General features: G+C 46.5%; 19 protein-coding genes. 13 read left to right on the top strand and 6 right to left on the bottom strand.

What is annotated here, in order from left to right; translation table 11 throughout:
* Nucleotides 1-40: 40 nt before the first annotated feature.
* Both QUB13_RS03420 and QUB13_RS03415 read right to left on the bottom strand, forming a co-directional pair.
* Nucleotides 41-1,579, bottom strand: coding sequence for a sensor histidine kinase (locus QUB13_RS03420; RefSeq protein WP_333378967.1), 1,539 nt, complete (start codon nucleotides 1,577-1,579; stop codon nucleotides 41-43).
* Nucleotides 1,576-2,259 carry a response regulator transcription factor gene (locus QUB13_RS03415; RefSeq protein ID WP_333378965.1) on the bottom strand — a complete coding sequence of 228 codons (684 nt, stop codon included), beginning with the start codon at nucleotides 2,257-2,259 and terminating at the stop codon, nucleotides 1,576-1,578. Before QUB13_RS03415 ends, QUB13_RS03420 begins: the two co-directional genes overlap by 4 nt.
* A gap of 143 nt (nucleotides 2,260-2,402) precedes the next feature.
* On the opposite strand from QUB13_RS03415, the gene QUB13_RS03410 reads away from it, so the two are divergent.
* Together QUB13_RS03410 and QUB13_RS03405 are read left to right on the top strand one after the other, a co-directional pair.
* A complete protein-coding gene (locus tag QUB13_RS03410; RefSeq protein WP_333378963.1) occupies nucleotides 2,403-2,813 on the top strand; it encodes a hypothetical protein in 411 nt (136 codons plus the stop codon).
* A gap of 158 nt (nucleotides 2,814-2,971) precedes the next feature.
* On the top strand, nucleotides 2,972-3,892 hold the full coding sequence (locus QUB13_RS03405) for a calcium-binding protein (RefSeq protein ID WP_333378961.1): 921 nt from the start codon (nucleotides 2,972-2,974) through the stop codon (nucleotides 3,890-3,892).
* Between the two features lie 168 nt (nucleotides 3,893-4,060).
* On the opposite strand, the gene QUB13_RS03400 is transcribed toward QUB13_RS03405, so the two are convergent.
* The gene (locus tag QUB13_RS03400; protein WP_333378959.1) at nucleotides 4,061-4,966 is read right to left on the bottom strand and encodes an alpha/beta fold hydrolase; all 906 of its coding nucleotides are present in this window, start codon (nucleotides 4,964-4,966) and stop codon (nucleotides 4,061-4,063) included.
* 215 nt (nucleotides 4,967-5,181) lie between these two features.
* Between QUB13_RS03400 and speB the strand changes: the two genes are divergently transcribed.
* The 9 genes from speB (at nucleotide 5,182) to QUB13_RS03355 (ending at nucleotide 15,982) form a co-directional block, all read left to right on the top strand.
* Nucleotides 5,182-6,111, top strand: a complete 930-nt coding sequence (gene speB, locus QUB13_RS03395) for an agmatinase (protein ID WP_333378957.1) — start codon at nucleotides 5,182-5,184, stop codon at nucleotides 6,109-6,111.
* 133 nt (nucleotides 6,112-6,244) lie between these two features.
* Nucleotides 6,245-6,802 (top strand): thioredoxin family protein, encoded by a 558-nt coding sequence (locus QUB13_RS03390; protein ID WP_333378955.1) that lies wholly within the window; start codon nucleotides 6,245-6,247, stop codon nucleotides 6,800-6,802.
* Nucleotides 6,803-7,184: 382 nt separating this feature from the next.
* Nucleotides 7,185-7,991: a molybdate ABC transporter substrate-binding protein gene (modA, locus tag QUB13_RS03385; RefSeq protein WP_333378953.1), complete on the top strand. Its 807-nt coding sequence runs from the start codon at nucleotides 7,185-7,187 to the stop codon at nucleotides 7,989-7,991.
* A gap of 150 nt (nucleotides 7,992-8,141) precedes the next feature.
* Nucleotides 8,142-9,962 (top strand): molybdate ABC transporter permease subunit, encoded by a 1,821-nt coding sequence (gene modB / locus QUB13_RS03380; protein WP_333378951.1) that lies wholly within the window; start codon nucleotides 8,142-8,144, stop codon nucleotides 9,960-9,962.
* A 66-nt stretch (nucleotides 9,963-10,028) separates the two neighbouring features.
* Complete coding sequence (gene msrB, locus QUB13_RS03375) at nucleotides 10,029-10,427, top strand: peptide-methionine (R)-S-oxide reductase MsrB (protein WP_333378949.1); 399 nt, start codon at nucleotides 10,029-10,031, stop codon at nucleotides 10,425-10,427.
* 186 nt (nucleotides 10,428-10,613) lie between these two features.
* Nucleotides 10,614-11,342 (top strand): UMP kinase, encoded by a 729-nt coding sequence (gene pyrH, locus QUB13_RS03370; protein WP_228050104.1) that lies wholly within the window; start codon nucleotides 10,614-10,616, stop codon nucleotides 11,340-11,342.
* On the top strand, nucleotides 11,329-11,877 hold the full coding sequence (gene frr, locus QUB13_RS03365; protein WP_194068474.1) for a ribosome recycling factor: 549 nt from the start codon (nucleotides 11,329-11,331) through the stop codon (nucleotides 11,875-11,877). The genes pyrH and frr overlap by 14 nt, the downstream gene beginning before the upstream one ends.
* A 270-nt stretch (nucleotides 11,878-12,147) precedes the next feature.
* Entirely contained in the window at nucleotides 12,148-12,603 is a 456-nt protein-coding gene (locus QUB13_RS03360) for an NADAR family protein (protein WP_333378947.1), read from the top strand.
* Nucleotides 12,604-12,973: 370 nt separating this feature from the next.
* Nucleotides 12,974-15,982 carry a GAF domain-containing protein gene (locus QUB13_RS03355; protein WP_333378945.1) on the top strand — a complete coding sequence of 1,003 codons (3,009 nt, stop codon included), beginning with the start codon at nucleotides 12,974-12,976 and terminating at the stop codon, nucleotides 15,980-15,982.
* 10 nt (nucleotides 15,983-15,992) lie between these two features.
* Here QUB13_RS03355 and QUB13_RS03350 read toward each other — a convergent pair whose 3' ends face one another.
* Entirely contained in the window at nucleotides 15,993-16,769 is a 777-nt protein-coding gene (locus tag QUB13_RS03350; RefSeq protein WP_333378943.1) for a pentapeptide repeat-containing protein, read from the bottom strand.
* Nucleotides 16,770-17,401: 632 nt separating this feature from the next.
* Nucleotides 17,402-18,046, bottom strand: a complete 645-nt coding sequence (locus tag QUB13_RS03345) for a pentapeptide repeat-containing protein (RefSeq protein ID WP_194010561.1) — start codon at nucleotides 18,044-18,046, stop codon at nucleotides 17,402-17,404.
* Nucleotides 18,047-19,103: 1,057 nt separating this feature from the next.
* On the opposite strand from QUB13_RS03345, the gene QUB13_RS03340 reads away from it, so the two are divergent.
* Nucleotides 19,104-19,541 (top strand): helix-turn-helix domain-containing protein, encoded by a 438-nt coding sequence (locus QUB13_RS03340; protein ID WP_194066461.1) that lies wholly within the window; start codon nucleotides 19,104-19,106, stop codon nucleotides 19,539-19,541.
* A 328-nt stretch (nucleotides 19,542-19,869) separates the two neighbouring features.
* Here the strand turns inward: QUB13_RS03340 and QUB13_RS03335 are convergent, their stop codons facing one another.
* A complete protein-coding gene (locus QUB13_RS03335; protein WP_194010563.1) occupies nucleotides 19,870-20,220 on the bottom strand; it encodes a metal-sensing transcriptional repressor in 351 nt (116 codons plus the stop codon).
* A 286-nt stretch (nucleotides 20,221-20,506) separates the two neighbouring features.
* Here QUB13_RS03335 and QUB13_RS03330 point away from each other — a divergent pair, with 286 nt between their 5' ends.
* A complete protein-coding gene (locus QUB13_RS03330) occupies nucleotides 20,507-21,784 on the top strand; it encodes an HhoA/HhoB/HtrA family serine endopeptidase (RefSeq protein ID WP_333378940.1) in 1,278 nt (425 codons plus the stop codon).
* Nucleotides 21,785-21,882: the final 98 nt, after the last annotated feature.

Genomic DNA, 21,882 nt, shown 5'->3' with positions numbered 1-21,882 from the left:
AATTAAAGTCAAAACAATCGCAACCATATCATCGATCGGGTTAATCGCGATCGCCCACAGGTAAACTCAGTATAAACCCTGTTTGACCCAGGATTGCAGCATCTAGTTGAATATCGCCGCCGTGGGCCCGTGCGATTTCCCTTGCTAAACTTAGCCCCAATCCCGATCCTTCTATTTTTTTGGTCTGAGTCGAGTCACCGCGATGGAAGCGCTCAAAAATGCGATCGCGCTCCCTCAAAGAAATATCTTGAGAGCTATTGACAATTTTGACAATTACTCTTTTTCCCTGACAGTTAGCCTGTAACCTGAGCCAACCCTTCGGTAAATTATATTTAATCGCATTACCAACTAGATTTTGCAAAACCTGCACCAGCAAATCGCGATCGCCCTTGATATATAAATTGGGAGCAATTGCCATTTGCACATCTAAATGCGGTGCTAGCAGTTCCATATCTTCGGCAATTTCCGATAGCAAAGCCGACATATTCACCTCAACCAAATGTAAACCCATACGTCCGGCATCTGCTAGAGAAAGTAAGAGAAGTTTACGGGTAATTTCACTCAAACGGCGCACTTCATCCAATAATTTACTGAGGGTTTGCTGCACATCCGAACCCGATTCAACTTGATGCAAAGCCCGTTCTAGTTGGCCTTGCAAAATTGCCAGCGGAGTCTTTAATTCGTGGGCAGCATCTCCACTAAAACGAGAAGCTTGCTTAAAACTTCGTTCCAGACGTTCTAGCATCTGATTGAACACAAAAATTAATTCTACAAACTCTATATCCGTTGAGCCGTCAGGGACGCGCCGATCTAGCCCCTGTACGGTAACATTGCGAATTGCCATCGTAAGTCGCCCAATTGGAGATAGAATACTCCGCGATATGACCCACGCTCCACTGGCCACGAGTAAAAGCACTACGGGAATAGAAATTAGAAAGATATTACGAATCGATGCCATTTCCCGATCGATCGCTTGTAAGTTAACAGCGATCGCTATTTGAGTCTGAGGAGAATGAATCGCGCCTACACGCCAAACAGCCGTGCTAGTACGCTGGGTTGCTAGCTTAGCTTTGAAAACTCGAGGAAAATCCGGTCGATCGAATTGAGGAGGCGGATCGCGCGGGGGTCTTCTTTCTCTCGGTGAAAATGAATCGGGTCGATCGGGAGGTGGCGGATAGGGTGGAGGTGGTGGAGGGGGAGGTTCTAATTGAAAAGGTATTCTAGCAGGATCGGGAGGGGGTTGGGGCAGCGATCGCCATAATGAATTAGCATCAAGTCCATCTTGCCACTGGCTCGATCGGTAGAGCAAATTACCATCTCTATCAGTCACCAGCAAAGCCGCGGTTGTTTCCCCATCATTCATGCCTAAAACTGAGGGCAAAGAATCACTATAAACATCCCATTGCGTCGATTGCGGGCGGGTAGATTGGATTAACTGATTCTTGATTTCAGCATCAAGACGCTTGACCTTAGCATCGTAAATCAACCACCACGAAACAATACTAAAGCCAATTAAAGCAATACTTGCTAGAACAGCAGATGATAGAGCAATGCGAAAGCGAAAAGATTGCAATTTCACGATGGGGAATCTGGTTTGCGAAACCGATAGCCAACGCCCCGCACGCTCTCAACCCATCCCGTACCGCCGATCGGTTCTATTTTTTTGCGAATGCGTTGAATGCACACATCTACTACATTCGTATTCGGATTAAAATCATAGCCCCAGATATGTTCGAGGATTTGCGTGCGGGTGAGTACCCGGCCAGGCGATCGCATCAGATATTCCAACAGATTAAACTCGCGGCTTGTAAGTTCTACTGCATGGCGATCGCAAGTAACTTCTCGCAAAATGCGATCGAGCTTAACTGGGCCAACACTCAGAATATTTTGGCGATCGCCAGAAGCCCGACGCACCACAGCATAAATCCGAGCAACTAACTCCTCAACAAAAAACGGTTTAGCCAAATAGTCATCAGCACCGAGATGTAACCCTTCAATGCGATCGTCTAGTTCATTGCGAGCCGTTAATAAAATCACAGGTACGTTGCGCCCAGCCTTTCGCAGATGTTTGAGGATAGACAATCCGTCTTTTCCCGGTAAAACAATATCAAGCACGATCGCATCGTACTGATTATCCATCGCCCGATCGTAGCCATCATTGCCATTATCGCAATAATCCACAACAAAGCCTTGTTCTTTCAAGCCCATACAAACAAAATTGGCGATTTTTTCTTCATCTTCAACGTATAGAACATTCATAGATTTACCTATTCGGTTGCGATTATACGGCCATCAGGGATTTACTTAAATTACAAAACTGTAATCCATCCGCACTGGTGCAGGTAATGTTTGGGGAATTTGATGTAGTTATAAACATTTTTAGGTCGGCGATCGTAAATATCATGAAAATTGCTTCACTGCTAGCGTTACCTGCTACAGCCTTGCTGCTGGGATTTAGCAGCTTGACTTTTCCCGATCGGACTACAGCTAATTCTAATACTCTACTCGCCCAGAGCCAACCCGAACCCAGTCAAGCGCCCAGACATCCGCCCCGTATAGATTTTCCTGCTGCTGCCAAACAATTAGGAGTCACCGAAGCCGAGTTAATCGAAGCTTTGGGGCTACCCGCCAAACCGCCGGAACCGCCAAGTGAAAATAATCGCCCGCCCAGCCCACCCCCCCGTCCTCGTTTAGATATTCCCGGTGCAGCGAAAAAGTTGGGAGTCACCGAAGCAGACTTGATTAAAATTTTGGGCATTCCACCGCGTCCACCGGGCGATCGTAATTTACCTCAAAATTCGGAAAAACCCTAATTTCTCCAGATTACAAAACTGTAATCACAGCACAGGGATAAATGTCATTTTCAACCAGTTTAATGATTGTAGAGACTAAATCAAAGGCCGATCGAGAATTCATTCCTTTAGCCTGAAAGTTACTTCAAACTTAGAAAACTCATCGAGGGAATTACATCATGCCACCACTATTTCCTAATTCAAACAACGCACCGGGCAACCAACCACCTCAAAATCAAGGCGCACCGGGCAACCAACCACCTCAAAATCAAGGCGCACAAATTACCAATTCTGCTCTACCTCCGCAAAATCAAACTCCACCCCCTCCGCCAGCTAACAGTATTAGTACCACAGCAGGAAACGACAATATTACCGGAGATAGTTTAGACAACTTCATTCTAGGTAGTAGCGGCACTGATAGCATAATTGGAGGATTAGGCACGGATACAATGAGCTATCTTTCCCTTACCAGCAGCATTAGCCTTGAGGCGAAAGGTATTGTAGATAAAGGCGCAGCAGGTACAGATACCCTGCAAAATATAGAACAAATAATTGCTCCTTTGGGACAGATTAATACGATCGATGCTTCTACAGGTAGCGGCACAGCTTCTATTAATGTGGATTTGTCGCAGAATCGTTTGGCGGTTAACAATCTACCCGGTATCGGCACTCTGAATTTTACGGTAGAGAATTTCGTTAACGTCACAGGTACTCCGAATGTAGATGTCCTTACCGGAAACATCCAGAACAATTCTTTAGTAGGAGGAGATGGTAACGATACACTCTCAGGTTTGCGCGGCAATGATACGCTAATTGGAGTCAACCCATCGAGTGCTGCACCGGGAAGTAATGAAACGGATGTGCTGATTGGCGGTCGGGGAAGAGATGTTTTTGTGCTAGGTGATGCCGCCAAGACCTACTATAGTGGAACAGGAGTTGCGTTGATTCAAGATTTTCAGCAGGGAATCGATCGCATTCAGTTACGCGGGAGTCTTTCCAACTACAATATTGTTGGTAACTCCATCAATTTGGCTGGTACATCTGACCAAATTGCTGTAATTCAAGGAGCCTTTACTCCTGATAGTTTCCTGTTTGTTTGAACTATCAAGTTTTAACTGGTTAACTGGTTCCCCGGCTCCAGCCTGGGAACCCATATCTAGAGGCTCTGCCTCGCTTGGGAAGGAAATGGAGGCAGAGCCTCCCGATCAGCGTTACCAGGCTGGAGCCTGGTAACGAGTAATTCTTCCCGCAACAAAAGAGCAAAAGCACTAATTTTCTGTAAATACCGATCGCTCTTTAATCCAATCGAGTAAAATAGGATTGACCAATTCCGGCGCTTCATCCTGGGGACAATGGCCAACTCCCTCCAAAGGAATAAACTTTTCAACAGCCGGAAACTTTGCCAATTCTCGCCCCAATGCGATCGGCTCCCAAGGGTCGTCCGTACCCCACAAAATCAAAGCCGGACAGCTCAAACGAGGCAACAAATCCTCCGGTAGCGGCCCTTGAGAATAACTGATAAATGCTACAAATACTTCGACTGCGCCGCTATCTTTTGCAGGTTCCAGCAGCATATTTACCAGTTCGTCGCTGACAGCTTCAGGACGGCGATATGCTTGCAAAAGCACTTTTTTTACTGTTTTTGGCGTTGCTAATTGTTTAAAAAATAATTTACTTATCCACTTGACATTTAAAACTTTTTGTGCAATTGGCGCTCCCATACTGCGATACCAAGGCAATTCGGCGCGTTTGTGATCGTGCAGCAACCGCAGGGAACAATTGAGTAAAATTACGCCAGAAGCAATATCGGGAAAATCAACAGCCGCTTGCATTATTGCCACACAGCCGATCGAATTTCCCACCAAAAAAGCCGGCCCGCCCGCAACTTCCCGACAAAAATCAGCAATTAGCTGTCCCCAAGTTTCAAAAGTATAGTCAATCTCAAACTTGGGCGCGGGCTTAGCAGAACCGCCAAAACCGATAAGATCGATCGCATAACAGCGACAATCAGCAGCCAACACAGGCAAATTCTTGCGCCAGTGGCCCGAAGACGCGCCAAAACCGTGAACAAACACCACCGCAGGGCCCTCGGTTCCCGCAGTCTGGTAGCAAATGGGAAAACCTTTCCACAGCCAAGTTTGAGGTGCAGCAAGTGTTGACGTAGAAGATGTCATGGGATTTTAGATTTTAGATTGGGCATGGGGCATGGGGCATAGGGCATAGGGCATGGGGCATTGTTGACTGTTGACTGTTGACTGTTGACTGACAACCACCAACTGACAACCACCAACTGCCAACTGCCAACTGACTAATGACTACTTTGCAGTTAGAGGCGATACTATGTCACGATTAAAGATGCTGACTTCTTTGCTGTATTAAAATTTCCCTTATGCCAACGATCGTTTCCACTGCTGTCGTACCGTTTCTGGGGTCAGAAATTGTACCAGACTACGACACAGCCAAAGTAGTAATCTTGCCAATTCCCTACGAAGCAACCACCACCTACCGCCGGGGGTGCGAAAACGGGCCCGCCAAACTGCTAGAAGCTTCTCACCAGCTCGAATGCTACGACGAAGAACTAGATTCCGAAGTTTGCTACGATGTTGGCATTTATACCGCATTGCCGATCGCCGACACCCGCAACAACCAACGGGTTTCATCCTCAGAAATGCTGCGAGTCACGCAACAAACCGTACAGCAGCTAATTGCGGAACAGAAATTTGTCATCTCTCTCGGAGGCGAGCACAGCATCACCGCCGGCATTGTCGAAGGCTACCGCCAAGGCTACCCGGATGAACCCTTCACCGTCGTGCAAATCGATGCCCACGGCGACTTGCGACACGAATACGAAGGCTCGATCCACAACCACGCCTGCGTGATGCGGCGGGTTGTTGATATGGGCTTACCGACACTGCAAATCGGGATTCGCGCTATCTGCAAGGAAGAAGCCGACTTGATTAAAGCCAAACAGCTAAACGTGATTCGAGCTCGGGAAATCGCTACTCAACCGGATTGGGCCGATCGCGCCATTGCCAGCATAACAACCAAACGAGTATTTTTGACGATCGACCTAGACGGCATCGACCCGACATTAATTCCAGGGGTAGGCACACCCGAACCGGGCGGGTTAAATTGGTATTCGCTAACCGGATTTTTGCGGCGCGTCTTCGAGTCCTGCGAAGTAATCGGCTGTGACATCATGGAATTAGCACCTGTTGTAGATTCTGTCGTCTCAGAATTTACCGCCGCCAAATTAACCTACAAACTTATTGGATATCAAGCGGCGGCTCAAGGTTGGCTAAAGCAAAACGAGGAATAAATCGCGAATTATGAATCAAAATAAGCTGTTGGCCAGGTTAGAATCAAAGTAAAACCCAAAAACAGCCAATTTGATTATTGCTGAGAATTTCATCTTTCACGCTCGCAAATACTGCTCTTAACCTCCTGAAAACATGAGTTTACCAATCGAAACAACGGGTACTTCAATTAATGGCTACGCTCCCGATTTTGAACTGCCGGGAGTTGACGAAGAAGTTCACCATTTAGCTCGCTATTTAGAAAAATTTCGGGCAATCGGGGTAGTATTTATCTGCAATCATTGCCCTTACGTGAAGTTGTATATCGATCGCCTGAAAGAACTTCAAGCAGCTTTTCAAGATCGAGAAGTTACTTTAATCGGGATTAACGCCAATGATTGCAACCAGTATCCCGACGACAGTTTTGAGAACATGAAAATTTTTGCAGCCGACAATCAACTCAACTTCCCGTACATCCGAGATGTTGCTCAAGATGTCGCCCACAGTTTTGGGGCTTCTAAAACGCCGGAAGTTTTTTTGTTAGACCGAGACGGCAAATTGCGCTATAAAGGTTTAATTGATGATAATGCCGACGATGCAGCAGCAGTACAGGTTTCTTATTTGCAAAGCGCGATCGACCAATTGCTCAAAGACGAACCGATAGAACCTTCTATTACAGAGGCGATCGGTTGTTCTGTCAAATGGCGACAATAGGGATAACACCTGAAATCCGTAGGGACACGGCACCGCCCATTAGTGTGAATTTAACGTCAAACGTAGTGCGAGTCTTCTGTCTAGCGATTAAGGCCAGATCCCCCCTTAGCTTGCCCCCTACTCCCCCTTAAGAAGGGGGGGACAAGATTCTGCTCAAAGTCCCCCTTCTTAAGGGGGATTTAGGGGGATCTGGCCTCTGCTATAAACGAGAAATACAAAGATTTTCACATTTAAGTTGATACTAATGATCGATGCCGTCTGTCTACCGCACTATTATTTAACGAACCGCGAAGATGCAAAGAGCGCGAAGGAAGAAAAAGAGGAAGATAGTTTTGTAGCGGTTTTGATATAATTCAAAATCAAAGATTCTCAACTATTCCCGATGAACCTAAAAAGAAAACGTATTCTCAACTTGATAATCGCAGCCGTCGCCACACTGGTACTGCTGATTAGTTGGAACTTATTTCAGAATGTTTCCCCAGCCACAGCACGATACCGCAAGTCTTTAACTGTATCCGCCGCCATCAGTCTGTCGCCAGCCTTAACAGAAATCAAAACAGTATATCAAAGCAGCAATCCCAATACTACTATTACTTATAATTTTGGTGCTTCCGGCGCTCTAGAGCAGCAAATTCAGCAGGGAGCTCCGGTAGATATATTTTTCAGCGCCGCGACTAAACAAATGGATGGTTTGCAAAAAGCTAATTTGCTGATGAACGAGACGCGCCGCAATCTGCTGACAAATCGCCTAGTTTTGATTACTCCTAAAAATGGCGCTGTTTTGAGCGATTTTAAACAGTTGACAGAGGCAAAAATCAAGAAAATTGCGCTCGGCGAACCCAAAAGCGTACCTGCGGGACAATACGCTCAGGAAATGCTAACTAAGCTCGGATTGTGGCCGCAACTGCAGCCAAAATTAGTATTGGGAAATAACGTCCGCCAAGTGCTGACATTTGTCGAAAGCGGTAACGTTGATGCCGGTATAGTCTACACCACAGATGCCAAAGCATCGGACAAAGTAACAGTGCGACTAACGGCGGCAGAAAACTTGCACTCGCCCATTGTTTATCCGCTAGCAATTATCAAAAACAGCCGCAATCCCGCCGCAGCAAAAGCCTTTGTTGAGTTTTTAGCGGGCGATCGCGCTAAAATAGTATTTCAGAAATACGGATTTGGTCTAGCTCGTTAATTAGAAACCCGGAGGGCGGGCACGGGGACACCGCCCCTACAGTTGATTCTCTTCCTTCTCTTTCTTCCTTCGCGCCCTTCGCGTCTTCGCGGTTAGTTAAAAAAAATCTCATTCACAAATCATCCAAAACTGCGATAGTTCATCCAAAATATGGAATTTGACATATCTCCATTATGGATATCCCTAAAATCATCAGCCATCGCCACATTCTTTACCTTCTTTCTGGGAATAGCTGCCGCCCGGTGGATGCTTTCAACTCGCATCCCAGGTAAAGCCTTGATTGAAGGCATTTTCATCTCTCCTTTGGTTTTGCCGCCCACGGTAGTCGGATTTTTGCTGCTGCTGCTGTTTGGTAGAAATGGTGCGATCGGTCAATTTCTTCTAAAATTTGATTTAACTATAATTTTTACTTGGCAAGCCGCCGTAATTACTGCCACAGTCGTATCATTTCCCCTGATGTACAAAACTGCTTTGGGGGCTTTTGAGCAAATTGATGCCAATCTTCTCAATGCAGCCCGCACTTTGGGCGCTTCGGAAGGGACGGTTTTTTGGCGGATTATGTTGCCGCTAGCGTGGCCGGGAATTATAGCAGGAACTATTCTCGCATTTGCCCGCGCTTTGGGTGAATTCGGCGCGACGCTGATGTTAGCTGGGAATATTCCCGGACAAACTCAAACTATCCCGATGGCAATTTATTTTGCGGTGGAAGCTGGGGATATGAGGCAAGCTGCTATTTGGGTTTTGATTATTCTCAGTCTTGCTTTGAGCGTGCTCACTTTGGTTAATTACTGGACTTATTTACCGAGAATTTCGTCCAAGCCAAATCCTAACTATCAACGGCAATCTAATCTGGCTCAAGTTAGCTCTAAACTTACCATAAAACCCCCAAAAAAACAACTGGAAGGCGGACTATTTTTAAATATTTTTAAACCTCTTTCTGGCTTTGCCTTGGAGGTCTGTTTTGATATCGGTCAGGAAGTGCTGGGAATTCTGGGCGCGTCGGGTTCCGGCAAAAGCATGACTCTGCGCTGTATCGCGGGTTTGGAAACTCCCAGCAGCGGTAAAATTGCAGTTAATGGAAAGGTTTTATTTGACTCGGCAGAGGGCATTAATTTACCTTCTAAAGACCGCCGGATTGGTTTTTTGTTTCAAAACTATGCTTTGTTTCCTCATCTGAATGTGGCTCAAAATATTGCTTTTGGTTTGCAGCATTTATCTAAAGGCGAGCAAAAGATTCGGGTCAAAGAACAGCTTGTTTCGGTGCAAATGTCGGGAATGGAAAACCGCTATCCCCACGAACTTTCTGGCGGCCAGCAGCAGCGAGTGGCTTTGGCGAGGGCGATCGCCCCGAATCCCGATTTACTGCTGTTAGACGAACCGTTTTCGGCTTTGGACACGCACTTGCGGAGTCAACTGGAACGGGAGTTAATGCAGGTTCTGGCTAATTATCGGGGAATTACTTTGTTTGTCAGTCACAATTTAGAGGAAGTTTACCGGGTGTGCAAAAATCTGTTGGTGTTGGCTGAGGGAAGGGCGATCGCCTTTGATAGCAAACAGAACATTTTCGATCGCCCGCGCCACTTCACCGTCGCGCAGTTAACGGGCTGCAAGAATTTCTCTGCTGCTAAACCGGTTGCTGAAACTGTCGTAGAGGCGATCGGCTGGGGCTGCACTTTAACTGTCGTCGAACCAATTCCCAAATCTCTAGTTTCTGTCGGAATTCGAGCTCATCAAATCAATTTTGTTAGCGGGTGCGATCGCGAAAATACTATTGCTTGTTGGGTAGCCTCAACAGTAGAAACTCCGCACCGAGTGACATTATATCTTAAGTTGCACTCGCCTCCCCACGATTCCCAAGATTATCACTTGCAAGCTGAACTTTTCAAGGAAAAGTGGCGGGCGATCAAGGACAATTCTTTTCCCTGGTATGTTTATTTGGAGCCAATTAGGTTAATATTAATGGAGGCATGAGTCAACAGTTAACAGCCAACAGCCAACAGTCAACAGTTAACAGTCAACAATCAACAAGATTAAATCATGACAGACAAAGTTAAAAAAACCGATGCCGAATGGCAACAGCAACTCAGCCCAGAACAGTTCAAAGTTACCCGAAAAAAGGGAACCGAAAGAGCTTTTAGCGGCGAATATCACGACAACAAAAAGCCCGGAATTTATAAGTGTATTTGCTGCGGTACCGAGCTATTTAAATCAGAAACAAAATACGATTCCGGTACTGGTTGGCCGAGTTTTTACGCTCCCATTAACGAAGAAAATGTCAAGAATGAGTCGGATAACAGCTTATTCATGCGCCGCACTGAGGTACTGTGTGCTGTTTGTGACGCTCATCTCGGTCACGTATTCAACGATGGGCCAAAACCCACGGGCGAGCGTTACTGCATGAATTCTGCTTCTCTTGATTTCGTTCCCCAGGAATAAATTAAGTCCGCATTTCTCACCAAAAAACCCGGTTTCTGCCTTAACTTTAAGATTGCTCAAAAAGAAGATTAGGCCGAGAAACCGGGTTTTTATCCGTTCCCAGCAGCCTGTTCCAAGCAATTGATGTTCAAAATGCACCCGTGCTGCTATCTTATGGTGGAGACAAAAAGAAAAAATAGTGGCGGCATGGGGATGGTTTATCAGCGGGTTTTGCTGAAGCTCAGCGGTGAAGCGCTGATGGGCAGCTTGGGCTACGGCATCGATCCGGTAGTCGTTGGATCGATCGCCCAGGAAGTGGCCAAAGTAGTGTCCGAAGGCATCCAAATCGCGATCGTTGTCGGCGGCGGCAACATTTTTCGCGGCGTAAAAGCTGCTTCTGCAGGGATGGATCGGGCAACAGCCGACTATGTGGGCATGATTGCTACGGTGATGAATGCTATCACTTTGCAGGATGCCTTGGAACAAGCAGGAGTACCAACGAGGGTACAATCGGCGATCGCCATGCAAGAGGTAGCTGAACCCTACATCCGGCGGCGGGCAATTCGTCACCTCGAAAAAAAACGGGTAGTAATTTTTGGTGCCGGTTCTGGCAATCCTTTTTTTACTACTGATACTACAGCCGCTTTGCGGGCGGCGGAAATTGATGCACAGGTGATTTTTAAAGCTACTAAGGTAGATGGGGTCTACGATTGCGACCCCCACCTCAACCCCAACGCGCGCAGGTATCAAACCCTCACCTACGCCCACGTCTTGAACCAAGACTTGCGGGTGATGGACAGTACCGCGATCGCCCTGTGCAAAGAAAATAATATTCCTATTATGGTATTTGACCTCTCGGTATCGGGCAACATCTACCGAGCCGTAATGGGAGAATCTATTGGAACCCTTGTCGGAGGATTTTGTGAAGTTAGCTGAAGCAGAAGATCATATGCAAAAGGCAGTTGAGGCTACTCAACGGTCTTTTAATACTATCAGGACGGGACGGGCCAACTCCTCCCTCCTCGATCGAGTCATGGTAGATTACTACGGAGCACCAACTCCCATCAAATCCCTTGCCAATATCGGCACGCCGGATGCAACTACGATCAACATTCAACCGTTCGATCGCACAGCACTAACATCGATCGAAAAAGCAATTTCTCTGTCGGATGTAGGACTCGTGCCCAACAACGACGGTTCAGTTATTCGCTTGAACATTCCACCGCTGACAAGCGAAAGACGGCAAGAATTTGCCAAAATGGCCTCGAAGTTTGCCGAAGAAGGTAAAGTCGCAATTCGGAATATCCGTCGCGATGCGGTTGACTCGATTCGCAAGCAAGAAAAAAGCAGCGATCTCTCTAAAGATGAATCGCGGGACTTGCAAGACAAAATTCAAAAGCTGACAGACAAGTATGTCGCCAAAATAGAAGAAGTTCTGGCAGCCAAAGAGAAAGATATCACGACTGTTTAGCACAGTTCAGTTATCCTAAAAAGCCAGTAAGCGAGCAGGCTTTCGGGCCTGCTCCCAATAATTATTTTTTAGATCCGGTAATTCACCGGACATCGTATTACCTTTTTATATCACCTTCCCTGTTCCATCGGGACTTGCGCTCTTCAACCGGGTTTCTCAGAAAAATATTGGTTTCTCAACTATAAAACCAGGTTGAAACCTGTTTGACTATCTGGGCGCGTGCGTCCGCGATTGTTGCATCTTCCTTATCCTAGAAAATTTAAAATAATTATGATAATTTATTTTTATAAAGTAGAGGAGCCTTACGGCTGCTTTTCCAATTTTTCACCGCATGAGATTTTCCTGGGCGGTCAAAATTGGTTAACCGTGGAACATTACTATCAAGCCCACAAATTTGTTGGTAGCGTCGATAGAAGATTAGTGGCGGCGATTCGAGGCGTAGCAACTCCTCAAGAAGCAGCCCAATTAGGTCGCGATCCCAATCACCGGATTCGCGACGATTGGGAAGCGGTGAAAATTCCGATTATGCGGGAAGCAATTTTAACTAAGTTTCTCGCTCATCGAGACATTCAAGCTATTCTTCTGGGTACGGGGGAGCGAGTGATTGTGGAGGATTCGCCAACCGATTACTACTGGGGCTGCGGCTGCGAGGGAACAGGCCAAAATCATTTGGGTAAAATTTTGATGAGCGTGCGACACGAAATTGGTCAGCGTCTGGGAGGCTGAGAGAAACTCAAATTCCTTTTTTTTTTGATTATTATATGAAGTTAGACAAACAAATGTCAAGTTACCTTGATGATTAATAATTATGAGAGTGAGATTTTAAGATTGCGAGAAATTTATGAGAATATTATAATAATAATTATCATTCGGTTAAGCTTCTTGGTCTGTTGAAGGCAAAGACTAAACCGGGGCGATCGCACATTTTCCGTCCCCCCAGCGCTCCAGCGTCCTCTCTAAGCCGCGCGCGCCCGATTCATTCTACAGATCGGTTAAATTAAAAAATCAGGCAGGTGCAGTGCTCGTCAGAGCGATCTGACAGCATATCAAAACTTCTTATTTTTATCGTAATTCTGATGATTGCCAAAGGAGATTTATGCAACTGACAGAAAACACACAAGAAGAATTAAATCATAAACTAGACAGAGAAATTTTGGTGCGGCGGATCACAGAACGCATCCGCCAATCTCTAGAATTAGAAGATATTTTAACCACTGCGGTAGCAGAAGTGCGGTCTTTTTTGAAAACAGATCGCATCATGATTTATAGGTTTAGTGCCGACTGCAGCGGAGAAGTTGTTGCCGAATCAATTAATAACAACCGTCTCCCTTCCTTGAAGGGTTTGCACTTTCCAGCAGACGACATCCCCCCCCACGCCAGGGAGATGTATGTCAGGATGCGCCAGCGGACGATCGTAGATGTTAACTCCGGGACGATCGTCCTGAGTCCCCTCGATGTCGCCGATACTGGTCAACCTTTGCTAAACGAAGAAACGCACTACCGATCGCTCGATCCTTGCCACGCAGCTTACCTGATGGGAATGGGAGTGCAATCTTCCTTCGTCGTGCCGATTTTGCACCGCCGGATCGTGTCGAAAAACAGCCAAACAGAAGATATATGCGAAGCCCCCGCGTGCGTGACTAGATACGAGCCGGGAAGCGATCGCCAAACTCACATCGAACTGTGGGGACTCTTAGTTGCTCACCACTCGGTTCCCCGCAATATTTTACCCACAGATTTAGAAGTAGTTCAGCTCGTAGCAGATCAACTGTCAAATGCGATCGGCCACTCGATCCTGCTCCACCAAATCCGCTCTCAAGCAGCCCGCGAAGCCACCGTGAGCCGCATCGCAGCCATGTTGTACGGTCACGGCAATATTCAACTGCAACAGGCTTTAGAGGCCACTGTTGCAGCCTTTGGTGGCAGCGGTGGCAGAATTTATCTCAACGCCCCGAATGTCAAAAACAGCGACAAGTTATCGGTTAAGGGCGATCGAGCATTTGCCATTACTGCCCAAAGCAAGCCTACCTTTGAACTGTTCGCCACCGGCGAGCAACCCACACTTTCCAACGGAGAAACACCAGGGGCGATCGAAGCTCATCCGCTCTGGCAGCAATGGCTGAGCAAAGGATTCAAAAATACCGAAAAAATTCCCAAATTCTCAACTTTTACTAATTCTCAATTCCCAGCTTGGATAATTACAGACCTCTACAAAGAATCTCAATTTCGAGTTTTATTCCCAGCTTTCCAAGCTACTAAAATTCGGGGTTTGCTGGTAATTCCCCTCCACCACGAACAACAAGTAGTAGGCTGTTTGACCATTTTTCGCAATGAAATTGATACCGAAAAAATGTGGGCGGGGCGCTTTGACAGCAGCGCTGCACAAACCCTTCCCAGACAATCCTTTGAAGTCTGGCGAGAAATCAAAAAAGGTCAGTCGCCGGAGTGGAAACGGGAAGATATCGAGCAAGCTTTAGCGATCGGCAGCCAATTTTGTGCGGCAATTGGGCAGTACCTACTTTATAAAGAAGTGCAGGCCCTGAATGCCAACTTGGAGCGCCAAGTTCAAGAACGCACCGCCCAATTGCAAAAATCCTTGGACTTTGCTCGAGTATTGACCAGAGTTAGAGACCAAATTCGCAGCACCTTAGATTTAAAAACCATCCTCCAAACTATTGTGCGGGAAGTGAGAGTTTTGCTCGATACGGATCGCACCGTAATCTATCAATTTACCGCCGCCAAACAGGGCGAGGTAGTTGTCGAAGCTGTGCGCGGCGAGTGGGAGTCAATTTTAGGTCTCAAATCTCCACAAGAATGCTTCCCCGAAGGCTCAGAGTGCTTTTACCGAGCTGGACGAGTGCGAGCAATTAACGATATTGAGACTGAGGATTTAACGCCCTGTCACCGCGAATTTTTGGAAAAATTGCAGGTGAGGGGAAGTTTAATTGTGCCGATGATGGGCACAGATACCGAATGTTGGGGGTTGCTGATAGCCCATGAGTGTTCCGCGCCGAGGGTTTGGCAAACAGCAGAACAAGAGTTGCTGCAACATTTGGCCTCTCAAGCTGCGATCGCCATTCACCAAGCAGAACTTTATCAAGAAAGTCTCAATGCCGCAACTGCCGATCGAGACAAAGCCGAACAGCTAGCTAAAACCCTCACAGAACTCAACAATACCCAAGCCCAACTGATTCAAACCGAAAAAATGTCCAGTCTCGGACAACTCGTGGCGGGAGTCGCCCACGAAATCAACAACCCCGTTAACTTTATCTACGGAAATCTTTCCCACGCCAGCGAATACAGCAAAGATTTGCTCTGCTTGGTGGAACTCTACCGCCAGCACTATCCCAATCCCCACCCAGAAATTAGCGAGTGCTCCGAAGCCATCGACGTTGAATTTCTGGCCGAAGATTTACCCAAAATTTTGACCTCCATGAAAGTCGGATCTGAGCGCATCCGCCAGTTAGTTGTATCTTTGCGGAATTTTTCTAGACTCGATCAAGCTCAAAAGAAACCTGTTGATATTCACGAAGGCATCGACAGTACCATGTTGATTTTGCAACACAGATGCAAATCGCAGTCCGATCGCCCCAGCGTAGAAATCATCAAAGAATACGGCAATTTGCCCTTAGTAGAATGCTATGCGAGCTCGCTAAATCAGGTATTTATGAATTTGCTCGGCAATGCCATTGACGCGCTAGAAATGGGACAAAAAGAGCAAATTATCAATGTTCCCGGACTCTCTGCCAGCGCAGCAGCAACATATTTTAGCTCTCAGAAACCGGAGATAGAACCTGCAGATATAAATGGTAGCAGCGAGTCTTTGATTCCTGATTTTTCCTACCCTTCCATTCGGATTCGTACCGAATTAATCGATGAAACAACAGTAGGAATTTGCATTGCAGACAACGGTCACGGCATTCCCAAAGAGTTGATTTCTCACATATTTAATCCCTTTTTTACGACTAAACCCGTCGGTCGGGGGACGGGTTTAGGACTTTCTATCAGTTATCAAATTGTAGTTGAGAAACACCAAGGAACACTCAAGTGTATTTCTGTGCCAGGTCGCGGTACAGAGTTCTGGATCGAGATTCCGGTGAATTAGCAAGCTCTGCTTAAGGCAAGAGTATCTTCACCAGAACCGAACCGAGGGAGCCGAGAAGACTCATCAAGTTGCCGTTACCCCCAGTGCGCGGCTCGGTTGGTTTTTGGCGCGCCACAATGGCTTCGGCTAACTGCTTTGACAATTCCTGACCTTGGGGATTTCCTTGATCGGTAAAGAGTTGCTTAGCTCGATCGGCATCTTGAGTCGCCCCGGCGAAATCTCCCAAATCAGCCCGAGACATACTGCGCGCGAAATAAACGGCGGCTAGATCCGATTTCATATTCAGGGCTTGATTGTAATAATCAATGGCGTTTCTGTAGTTTCCCGCTTGAGCTTCCATTACTCCCAAGCGATAGAAATCTTCCGCGCTGCCGATATTAGTTGGCATTCCCCTAACTCCCAGCAATTGGGCGTTAGTTAAATTGGTGTCAGTTAAATTGGCATTGCTGAGATAGGCGCTTCTCAAGTCAGCTCCGCTGAGGTTGGCTCCGCTGAGGTTGGCTCCGGTGAGGTTGACACCAAACAAACTTGTGCCGCTGAGATTGGCTCCGCTGAGGTCGGCTCCGGTGAGGTTGGCTCGGCTGAGGTTCGCCAATCTCAAGTCAGCTCCTTTGAGATTCGCTCCTGTTAAGTTGGCTAAAACCAGACCGGCACTGCTCAGGTCGCAGTTGGGGCACTGTTTGGTGGCTAGTAATTGTTGCGTGTGTTGGATGTTCTCGGCCCCTGCAGGAGCTAGAGGGGCGATCGCGCTCAACAGCGTTGCAGCAGCAAGGATTCTAAGTTTCATATTAACCATCCAAAATCCCAAATATTAAATCTAAAATAGCTTTTATCAAAGCAAGTGAAAGCCAAGATAACAGATATTGTTAAATATTACCTGATTCTAGACATCATACATAGGGCTTACCCACGGGCGATCAGAAACCGGGTTTTTTAGGAAAATATGCGCGTTGTAGTCCACAGATAGGGTAAAAACCCGGTTTCTTTGACCTGAATGCGTCCAGGCCGATACATTAAAATTCACAGCCTCAACAGAGTCTCAAATAAACATTTCGCCACCAATAAATTAGGGTAACAAAAAGCTTGTTACCCTTGAGCAGCGGTTCTCACCAACCATAAAATTTAAAACTTGACACTCCTCGGCAATCGGGCACGAGGATTCTTAAGACATTTGGGTCTTAATATCCCTATTGCTAGGGTTCCCAGGCTGACCGCATTTGCACGTTACGCGCACAATCATATCTCCTCTGTGAATGTTTTGGGCGTAGACTTTCCCCCAGTCCGGAGGTAGGTTTTTACATCTTGTCTGATTGCTATACTCTACCATATTCATTTGTGAAGATGGATTTGTTATTTTACTTAACAATGCAAAAAAGCCGTCCTCAAAGGACGGGGTTTTCAACCCAATTTTCTGATAAATTAGTCGTGGATCGTGCCGTCGGGCATCGTCGTACCCTTCAGATATACTCCGTTCAGGTTAACTTTTGTAAGGTTTGCTCCTAGGAGATTTGCCCCGCTTAAATCAGAGGCACTTAAAATCGCTTCTGTCAAGTCTGCCCTAATTAAGCTCGCTCCCATTAAGTCGGCTCCGCTGAGGTCTACTTTGCTCAGGTTTGCGCCAATTAAATCGGCTTCTGTCAGCACCGCCCTCCGCAAGTTTACTCCGTAAAGATTTACTCCGTGCAAGTCTGTACGGCAGAGTATTGCCCGAGATATGTTGGCTCCAATTAAAGTTGCTTGGATCAGCGAAGCACCGCTCAAGTCTGCTTTGCTCAAATTTGCTCCCATCAACTCTGCTCTGTACAGGTTAGCTTCCAGTAAAAGTGCTTCTGTGAAGTCCGCTCCAGCTAAGTCGGCTCTGCTCAAATTGATTTTGGACAAATTGGCTTTGCCAAAGTTGACTCTGCTGAGTTTGCCTTTGCTGAGATTGGAGCCAATCAAATCTGCTTCATACAGATTGGCTCCAATCAATTCTGCTTCGTAGAGGTATACTTCGTGCAGGTAGACCCCACTAAAATTTCTTTCTCCTATTGCGTATAGCTTGAGCAGTTCGTCAACTTTCATTTTGCCTTCTCTACACCTTTTAAATGCAGAATACTGTCAGTTGGTTGGTTGTACCGGATGTTCTGCCATTTGAGATTTTAGATGCTGACAGGTTCACAGGCCCAGAACTCTGAGACTGTTTGGGGAGTAGAAGCGCAAAACAAGATTCTCTTTGCCCCTGAATTAACAAAAATTAAGATTAATTTTTTTAACAACCTCGATCGCACTTTTTGAGTAAATCAAAGGATCTTAACTCCAAAGGGCGATCGAGGCCATAAGTTCTTGCGTATAGTTGAGTTTACTGAGGAGTGGTGTGACCGCGATCGCTAATTGATGTTAGTAGTATCACATAGAAACAACCGTTTCGATCGCGACAAAGCCCAAAAAATAGCCGATAATGATACCGTGCGGCTGGGAAATTGACAATCCCACCGCCTGCGTGTTTTACTCAACAGGCGATCGATCAAGTAGTTTCACAGAGACAGGCCTGTGGCACGAAGGTCGGTTCTAGCGTAACTCGACGCAACCTGTTCAGATTGATGAAAGTGCTGATATCGCAGGATTTCTGGCACAGCGAGAGCCAGAAATGCACTTATGGGTACAGGGAAATGTATGTGTAAAATTTCGATCGCTGGCGTACAGATTTAACCTGTTTGCTAGCACGTAATGATTAAAAATTGCCAATATCGGCACAAAAAATACCGAAACACACCATGAAAACGATGATAAATGTTGAGTAAAAATAGCAGAAATGGTATCGCATAAAATTCAACTATTGCAGCGAATGTAGCAGTCAAACGGTTAACCAAGATCGGTATTAGCAAGGACGCTGGTGCGATCGTCGAAGACAAAAATTACCCCAAAAACAGGTAATTTCTCAAAAAATCTGGTTGCAGCCCCGGGCTAAACCAAGAACCAGCTTACTATCGTCTGAGTAAGCCGATGACTGAAAAAATTTGATTGAGAGCGCTTGTGTATTGCTTGATTAGCAAACAACAGGCGATCGATTGGGACGGGGCAGATTTTTATCCCTTGTCAAACAAACCTATTGTATAACGCAAATCGTGAGGTGATTGGTATGGCTGGAGTATGTAAACTTAGCATCACAGAGACAAGTGAAGAATTGAAAAGCTTGCTAAACGAACAAAAAACGGCAAGTGGCTTTCAAAAAATTCAAGCACTTTACCTGTTTAAAATTTGTCAAATTAAGACAGTTAAAGAATTAGCAATGACAATCGGCGTCAACCGAATTACCGTGCAGCGGTGGCTGAGAAAATACCGCTCTGACGGACTTGAAGGACTCCTAGAAACAAAGCACAGCGGCGGCCGCAAGCCTGCGATTCCTCCTCTAGCCCGCGCTAGTTTGGCAATGCGCCTCAGCGATCCCCAGAAAGGCTTTAAAAGCTATGGAGAAATTCAAGAGTGGTTGCAGCAGGAATACAGCATTGAAGCTTCCTATAAAGCCGTTTACGCAACAGTCAGATATCAGCTAAAAGCCAAGCTGACGAAAGTCTAGACAGTTGATACTCGCGCAGCAAGTCAATCACCGTCCAAAAGTTTGCAGGTTTTGAAATTTTTGAGGATTTGGATCTTCTATACAAACTCAACTAATTGTTTTTGAACTAAAAATTGCGCGCGCGGGTCAGAAACCCGGTTTCTTCCTAGATACTGCGCTAGCAAACCAAGATTTCTCACAAAAACCGGGTTTCTTTGGCATCAGTTTTGTGAAGCAAACTCGCTCTCAGAGTTTGTGAAAGATGCTTAAAAAATCTGCCATAATTTATAGCTTGCAAGTTTTGTCTAATTTGCAGGTTTTGTTATATGGAGGTAAAAATCGGCAGCAATTAAGGCAAAAACCGATCCAAAGCCGCTTTCAATTCTTCTATTTCTGTATCAATATTGCCTTCTTTAGCGGCTCGGGCGATGCACTCGGTTAAATGTTCGTCAAGAATGATTCTCGCTACGCGATCGAGGGCTCCTCTAACTGCTGCAACTTGCACGAGAACTTCGGGACAGGGACGGTTTTCTTGCACCATTGTTTTGATACCACGGACGTGTCCTTCAATCCGAGATAAGCGATTTACCAGCCGCCGCATCGATTCTTCATCGTGATGGTGAGGGTGGGCCGATTCATTGTGATGGTGGTGGGAATTTGAGGGCAAGGATTTGTCAGTAGAAGTATCAGATACAATCATTGGGGTTATGCTATTTTAGATTTTAGATTTTAGATTGGGAAGTGAGTTATTCGGTAAGGGTTGGCTCCCGTGTCTAGTGTTGCATTATTTTGTGAAATTGATGTTAGTCAAGAAAATTTTCAAGTTAGAATTGAGAATATGTTGAATTTGTCAAAGCTGCTGACTCATGTATTGTAACTGTCAAAATATATTTAGGATCTAGAGAGCCGCAAATAATTGAGCGGGCGCGATCGCACACCTTCCCACACCTTGACCAGAATAACTCAGAGTAACAAAGATTGACGCTATGCGACTATTTAAGTTTTTTGACCGCGCACCCCGCACCGGCGATCGCCACTTCGCCCTAATTTTAGGAATGACGATCGCCCTGAGCGTTCTAGCAATCAATCCTGCACTGGCTTTAGCAATTGACAAAAATCCGCCAAACTCGCGGGAAATGGCAAGAACAGCCCTGCAGCAAGCAGATTTGAGTTCCCCAGCGACTCTGCCAAATCCGCAAATGCTAGCACTGCAGAGCCCGGAAATCCCGGCGGCGACAAATACCAACAGTTTTGTGACGGCGGCAGTCGATCGAGTCGGGCCAGCGGTTGTTCGCATTGATACCGAGCGCACTGTCAGTCGCAACCTCGACCCGTTAATGGAAGACCCCTTCTTCCGCAGATTTTTGGGAGAAGATTTGCGAAGCATGACACCGAGACAAGAACGCTTGCGCGGTCAAGGTTCTGGCTTCATCATCGACAAAAGCGGGATTGTTTTAACCAACGCTCACGTAGTTGACAAAGCCGATCGAGTCACTGTAACTCTCAACGACGGGCGGACATTTCCAGGACAAGTCCAAGGTACTGACGAAGTAACAGATTTGGCTGTGGTCAAAATTAATACTAAGGAAGTTAACTTGCCCGTGGCAACCTTGGGAGATTCCGATGCGGTGAAAGTGGGAGATTGGGCGATCGCCGTGGGCAACCCCCTAGGATTTGACAACACCGTCACCTTGGGCATTATCAGCACTCTCAAACGCTCCAGTGCAGCCGTCGGCATCCCCGACAAGCGGCTCGATTTCATTCAAACGGATGCGGCCATCAATCCCGGCAATTCCGGCGGCCCGCTGTTAAACAGCAGGGGAGAAGTGATTGGTATCAACACGGCGATTCGAGCTGATGCAATGGGTATTGGGTTTGCAATTCCGATCGACAAAGCCAAGGCCATCTACGCGCAGTTAGCCAAGGGAGAACAAGTCAGCCACCCGTTTTTGGGGATTCAGATGATTGCTTTGACTCCTGAAATGGCCAGAGAGAATAATGCTGACCCCAATGCTCCTGCGATCGTGCCGGAAGTTACAGGGGTATTGGTGATGCGAGTGGTGCCCAATACGCCTGCTGAGAAAGCCGGGATTCAGAAGGGAGATGCGATCGTTCAAATTGACGGCGAGAAAGTGACACAGCCGGCACAGTTGCAAAATTTGGTGGAAAACAGCCAAATCGGTCAAATTCTCAAGCTGAAGGTGCGCCGCGGTGCCCAGACGAAAGATATTGCGGTTCAAACTGCTCAATTGAGGGATTTTTAGGAAAGAAGGGGAAGGGGGGAAACTGTTAGAAACCCTTTCCTTCTTCCTTCTTCCGACTTCCCTCGGACTGACATCCGTTACATCCGTTACAGAATCCG

Source organism: Microcoleus sp. B4-D4, from assembly GCF_036705185.1.
Classification (GTDB): domain Bacteria; phylum Cyanobacteriota; class Cyanobacteriia; order Cyanobacteriales; family Microcoleaceae; genus Microcoleus.
The sequence above is the reverse complement of the archived record's forward strand: the minus strand, read 5'-3'. Positions and strand labels throughout refer to the sequence as shown.